Consider the following 1,848-nt stretch of genomic DNA (forward strand, 5'->3'; position numbering starts at 1 on the left):
TTCTCACTTGTTAAGAGAGGAGAAATGTATGTCGAGAATTATAGGAGAGCGTCATAAAAGCTAAGAAAAACTCCCAAAAAAAGAGTTTTTCTTAAAATAAATTTGCAATTGTGGTAAACCTAGAATACGACCGTAGCGGAGAGATCTATCAAGATCATTTTCTATAGATTTCTCCATTTCGCTGCACTTCAGTCGAAATGACGATCTTATGGTGGGGACACAGACACGGCACTATTTATTTTTTAATAATTGATAAATATCGTATTGAGACTCGACAGGAGCCCCACTACTTTTAACAGGAATATTGTTCATGTTTTCATCTATACAAACCGCCTGTACGTTATCTTGTTTTTGGATTTCGATAATATCTATCATTTCTTGCTTAATCTGCTCGTTATGAATCGGAAAGCAAACTTCAATTCTCCGATAAATATTACGGTTCATCCAATCGGCAGAGCCGAGGTATACATCGTTTTTGCCTAAATTGTGAAAAATAAAGATACGTCCGTGCTCTAAATAACGATCTACAATGCGGGTAACCTTAATATTTTCGCTCATTCCTGCTACACCTGGAATTAAGCGACAAATGCTCCGTACAATCAGTTCGATCTTTACCCCTGCCTGCGAAGCCTCGTAAAGTTTGTTGATCAATACTTTTTCTTCGAGATTATTCATTTTAATGGTAATACCCGATGGTTTACCTTGTTTGGCATGTTCAATTTCGCGATCTATCAAATCAAGAAAAACCTGCTGTAAATTAAACTGTGCGACCAATAAATGATTAAATTTAATCAGATCGGCAGAAGTAGGTTTAACCCTTTTGGCCAGAAAAATAAAAAGCAGCTCTACTTCGCGCAGCATTTCTTTATTGGCCGTCATTAATATATGATCGGTATAAAAAGCAGCCGTGCTTTCGTTAAAGTTTCCGGTAGAAAACAAACCAGAATAACGCATGCGGTCACCTGTCTGGCGTTTTACCAAGGCTACTTTGGCATGAACTTTTAAAGCAGTTACACTGTAAATAATATCAACGCCAACTTCCTTCATTTTCTTGGCCCATTTGATGTTGTTGGCCTCATCAAAACGGGCTTTAAGCTCTACCAAAACGGTTACTTTTTTACCATTTTTTGCAGCGCTGATTAAAGCGTTAACAATTTTCGAATCGCTGGCTACACGATAAAGCGTAACATAGATTTCCCGAACCTCAGCATCAATTGCCGCTTCGTTAAAAAAACGCAATACACTATCATAACTCTGGTAAGGCGTGTGTACAATGATGTCGTTTTTATAAATGGCCTCGGTTAAAGATCCATCTATGAGGTCGGTATTGCAGATTTTTGGCCAGTTTTGGTTGGATAATTTTGGCGAATTAACCGGAAAACCCATAAAATCTTTCAGGTTATGATATTGCCCGCCCTCTATCCTATTCGCCTTTTTAAGGTTAAAAAGCTTTTTGAGCAATTCGAAAACGTTGGCCGGTATGCCTGGCTGGTGAAGAAAACGTGTAGCCAAACCCGAATCGCGTTTGAGCAACTGCTTCTCCAATTGTTCGGATAAACTGCCCGAATATTCGTCTTTCAGGTCAATTTCGGCATCTCTGGTAATTTTGAAGCTATAACATCCGGTAACTTCAGCTTCAGGAAAAATACGGTCTAAATGAAAACGCACTATATCATCCAGAAAAACAATAAAGGTCTCGTCACCCGATTCTACCTTATAAAAACGGGGTAACTGGTTGGAAGGAATATTTAAAATAACAACTTCAGCATCTTCTTTCTTTTTTAGCGTAATCAGAAAGTACAGTTCATTATTTGAGGGAAAGAAGTTGGTATCCGCATTAATGTAAAC

At 38.2% G+C, this 1,848-nt stretch carries 1 protein-coding gene; it reads right to left on the reverse strand.

The features are described from left to right. Positions 1–231 precede the first annotated feature (231 nt). A partial coding sequence (ppk1, locus tag AC1DPQ_RS26585; protein ID WP_477611411.1) for a polyphosphate kinase 1 occupies positions 232–1,848 on the reverse strand: 1,617 nt, incomplete at its 5' end.

The sequence above is a fragment of the Pedobacter sp. 01T416_2 genome, assembly GCF_056398925.1.